Source organism: Altericroceibacterium spongiae (assembly GCF_003610805.1).
In the GTDB taxonomy this organism is placed as follows: Bacteria; Pseudomonadota; Alphaproteobacteria; order Sphingomonadales; family Sphingomonadaceae; genus Altericroceibacterium; species Altericroceibacterium spongiae.
The window spans coordinates 1-3,791 of record NZ_RAPF01000026.1 but is presented as its reverse complement, the minus strand read 5'-3'; the positions used below and the strand labels follow the sequence as shown (position 1 = coordinate 3,791).

Genomic DNA, 3,791 nt, shown 5'->3' with positions numbered 1-3,791 from the left:
GGGTCGTGCGGCTGAGCGGAACAGGAAAGTGTCGTAAGGGGCATTATTTCCTTTCAAAAGTCCCATTCGGAATTAGGTTGGCGTAGCGGTCTGAGGCCGCCGTTTGCGACGGCGTCAGGCACGGAGAAGTCGTAGCGGCCGAGGAAATTGATGTGACGCCAAGATATCGGCGAGAGCCGAGCGATATCGGCGGGCAGCGGCGGCGTCCCGGCCTCGCTGAGTTGGCGCACGGTTTCCTGCATGTAGACAGCGTTCCAGTGGACGATGGAGTTGAGGGCCAGACCGAGGACCCCAAGCTGCTCCTCTTGGCCCTGACGCAGAGGGCTTCTGATTTCGCCCCGATCGCCGTGATGGACGCGCCGACCGAGCTTGTGGCGCAATTCCTGCCGGTTGAGCTGAAACAATATTCGTCGCCGGAACGGCCGGTCATCGATGTATCGCAGGATATGCAGCGTCTTGATGATGCGGCCGAGTTCAGACAGGGCCTTGGCCAGCGTTGTTGGGCGGTCTTTGACCTGCAGCATTCGCATGACGCCTGCGGCCTTGAGGTGGCCGAGCTTGAGCGATCCGGCCAAGCGGATAAGGTCGGACCAGTTTTCCCGGATCAGATTGATTTTAACCCTGCCCCAGGCGGTCTGATCGAACGGCCCATAGCTCGCCTGGCGGTCGATACGCCAGAGTTTGGCGTCGCCGATGTCCGCCAGACGGGGGCTGAACCGGTAGCCCAAGAGCCAGAACAGACCGAAAATGGCGTCGGAATAGGCGGCGGTGTCGGTCATGATCTCCAGAGGATCGAGCTCGGTTTCCTGCTCCAGCAGGAGAGCCAGGACGACCAGGCTGTCGCGCAACGTGCCGGGGATGACCGCTCCGGTCAGACCGCTGAACTGATTGGAAATCATGTTGTACCAAGTGACGCCGCGCTCCTGGCCGTAATATTTGGGGTTGGGCCCGGCGTGTATGGCGCTCGACGGAGCGACAAAACGCATGCCGTCGGCGCTGGCCACCTCGCCTGCGCCCCAATGTTGGACGATATCCAGACGACTGTGAGCGGAAACGATCGCGGCGTTGGCCGCGGCGATGGTCTCGGGCCGAATGAAATTCTGACCGACCCAAGAAAGACGGTCGCGACGCAGAGCCGCAAATTCCGGGCGCACGATCGGCTCAAGACCGATGTTGCAGGCGCCGCCGACCAGGGTCGCGCACAGGCTTATCTCGAAGTGCTCGACGGTGGCCTGACGCTCGCTCAGATGCGTAAAGGACTTGGCAAATCCGGTTCGCGCCATGACTTCAAGAAAGATGTCGGGCATTCCGGCCTTCGGCATGCGCGTTTGGACGGCGGCGCGAAGTGCTCGAAGGCTCTCGGGTTCATCAAGCTTGTCGAGGGGCGTGACCACAATCCCCATCTTGTCGGCGACCGTCTCAAAACGCAGGTCCGGATTGTCGCCGGCGCGCGCAACGACATGTCGATATGCCTCGTCGAGAAGGCGGGAGAGACCGTCAATCTCAATGTCGGCTTCCAGAGATCGGCCCAGGGCGCGTGCTACCATCAACCTGGAATTGTGCCAGGACTCGCCCTCGAGCATCCCGCGCCGGGGATCCCCGTATCGGATGCCGGGCTTGGCGAACACATCGCGACGCTTGATCGCCAGACGCCACGCATCGATGATCGCGAAGACATAGGCCTTCGGGTCGCGCATCCTGCCATCGTCATCCAGGACATGTTGCCTCCACGCCTTCGAGACCGCAGCGATCGGTGCGCCGCGCATCTTGACGAGAGAGGACCAGTCGTCCACGCCCTTGAGGTAGCTGATCGCGGCCTTGACGTTTTTGCCACCTGGGGCAGCGTCGGTCTCGATGCGGGTAGCGATTTCAAAGAACAATCGCCGGGCGCTCCGCCATTTTGTTCGCAGTTGATCATAGGGCTTGGTCTCCGCGGGCTTGGCGATCGCCTCCACCTTGGACATGGCGGCCTCGATGTCGGGACGGGGCAACCGCTCGAAGAGCACATCTCGCCATTCATTGAGGGGCAGGGCGTCGTCGGTCAAAACCAACAGACCCATTGCGTGGAGCAGCATCGCGGCGCCATCGAGATCGCGCAGACTGCGCAGGCGGGCCTGTTTGTCGGCGGCTTCAGCCCCTTTCACCAAGTCGGCGAGCAGAGCCTCGGCCAGCTCGGCGGCGTCGTCCTGGGCCGCCGCTTCGAGCGTATGGAAGAGCGCGGCTACGGTCGCGGTTCGACGAGGCTCCTGAAGGGCGGCGATGGCCGAGGGCTTGCCGACGCGCGCTACCCGCGCGAGCCGCTCAAGGGTTGTGGCGGGAACGCCCCGCGGTGGCGCCGGCCGCAGATTGAACGCCCGGACCGCATCGAGCCGATCAAGGTGTCGGAAGAGTTCGGTCGGCATGCGCTTGGAGGGAACGGTCCGGAGCGCGTCCAGGGCGGCGAACGTGGATGTGTCGCCATCGTCAAACAGCGCGGCGATGCGCACGCGCTGGTCATCGCTCAAGCTGGCGACCAGATGGCGCCAAAGCCTGGTCCGCGCACGATCGCGGATCCTGCCAACCAGGCGCTCGACGACCGTGACGCCCGGCAGCAGCACCTTGTTGGCGATCAGCCAGGCCGCAGCTCGATCAATCAGGGGGCCGGGCCGATCGTCGCCGCTCCAGCAAAGGGCGTAGAGCCATCGGGTCAGCCGGAAACGTGCCACCGCGTTGTCGCCAAAGTCCGTGAAGCCGCAGTGCGTCCGGATGAGCGCGAGGTGCCGGATGCGTCGGCTTCCCGCAAAATAGGCGTCCACGTCCGTGCCGGGTTCAAGAGCGAGTTGTTCGATCACGGCCGCCAGGACCGACGCTGGGATCTCGGCGGGCGAGACTGGAAATGCGCCCAGAAACCGGGCGCTCGTCAGCATCACGGCAAAGCCGAGCCGATTGTGGTCGCCGCGCAGAGTTCCAATGAGGTCGCGATCAGTTTGGTCCAGATGGAAATATCGCGCGAGTTGATCGGCCGACGGTTCGCCATCAAAGCGGGCAAAGCCCTGACGCTGGGCGTCAGTGAGGTGACGGGTGGGCATACCGTGCGAAACTTTCAACTTTTGCGAAGGGGACGGCCCATGCCGATAAACAAGGCGAATTTCTTCGCAAAACATATGTGCGAAACAAAATTGTTTTGCAGTAACTTTCGCACAATATCTGGAGCAGTCGCATGAAGCTCGGCTACGCGCGCGTTTCCACCGAGGATCAGAACTTGGAAATCCAGCGCGGTCGGCTCTCGGAGGCGGGCTGTGAAATGATGTTCGAAGAGAAAATATCGGGGGCCGCTCGTGGCCGGCCCGAGCTTGAAAAGCTGATGGGTCACCTGCGCAAAGACGATGTTCTCGTCGTCGCCCGCCTCGATCGTTTGGCGCGATCCACCATCGAACTCCTGCACATCGCGGAACGCATCAAGGAAAAGCAGGCAGGATTACAATCGCTTGATGAACCTTGGGCCGATACCACGTCCCCGTCTGGCGTGATGATCATGACCGTATTCGCTGGGATCGCCCAGTTCGAGCGGACTCTCATATTGAGCCGAACCGAGGAGGGGCGAAAGGCGGCGATGGCGCGCGGTGTGAGCTTCGGACGCCCAAAGAAAATGCGCCCAGATCAGGCGGAGCTCGCTCGCCAACTCGTTCTCGAGGGTAAGTCCATTAGCGCCGTCGCAAGGACCTTCAACGTTCACCCGGCCACCATCTATCGCTGTATCGAGCCAAACAGTGCCTTATGACACTTTCCTGTTCCGCTCAGCCGCACGACCC

The 3,791-nt window shown here is 62.2% G+C and carries 2 protein-coding genes; one reads left to right on the top strand and one right to left on the bottom strand.

The genetic code is table 11. The features are described 5' to 3' along the window. Nucleotides 1-53: 53 nt before the first annotated feature. Nucleotides 54-3,068 carry a Tn3 family transposase gene (locus D6851_RS17400; RefSeq protein ID WP_037555775.1) on the bottom strand — a complete coding sequence of 1,005 codons (3,015 nt, stop codon included), beginning with the start codon at nt 3,066-3,068 and terminating at the stop codon, nt 54-56. Nucleotides 3,069-3,199: 131 nt separating this feature from the next. On the opposite strand from D6851_RS17400, the gene D6851_RS17395 reads away from it, so the two are divergent. After that, the gene (locus D6851_RS17395; protein WP_011950653.1) at nt 3,200-3,760 is read left to right on the top strand and encodes a recombinase family protein; all 561 of its coding nucleotides are present in this window, start codon (nt 3,200-3,202) and stop codon (nt 3,758-3,760) included. Nucleotides 3,761-3,791: the final 31 nt, after the last annotated feature.